Genomic DNA, 387 nt, shown 5'->3' with positions numbered 1-387 from the left:
TCCCTATAACCTTGACGGCTATAGCTCTAAGCATTTACTACTTGTGATGATGAGTTTTACTACCCTAAGTGTGTGATTTCTCACACGCTTAAATAAAACTTTACTTCTTCCAGATTGTTAAAGAACGTTACAGCAGATAAGTGTGAGCACTTGGTGTGCAAACTCTAGAAAGGAGGTGATCCAGCCGCACCTTCCGATACGGCTACCTTGTTACGACTTCACCCCAGTCACGAATCCTACCGTGGTAAGCGCCCTCCTTGCGGTTAAGCTACCTACTTCTGGTAAAACCCGCTCCCATGGTGTGACGGGCGGTGTGTACAAGACCCGGGAACGTATTCACCGCGACATGCTGATCCGCGATTACTAGCGATTCCAACTTCACGTAGT

At 47.5% G+C, this 387-nt stretch carries 1 rRNA gene; it reads right to left on the bottom strand.

What is annotated here, in order from left to right:
• Nucleotides 1–168: 168 nt before the first annotated feature.
• Nucleotides 169–387 (bottom strand): 16S ribosomal RNA (locus tag GTP45_RS27800); the annotation flags it as partial.

The sequence above is a fragment of the Duganella rivi genome (assembly GCF_009857435.1).
In the GTDB taxonomy this organism is placed as follows: Bacteria; Pseudomonadota; Gammaproteobacteria; order Burkholderiales; family Burkholderiaceae_D; genus Rugamonas; species Rugamonas rivi.
This window is presented reverse-complemented; position numbering and strand designations above follow the sequence as displayed.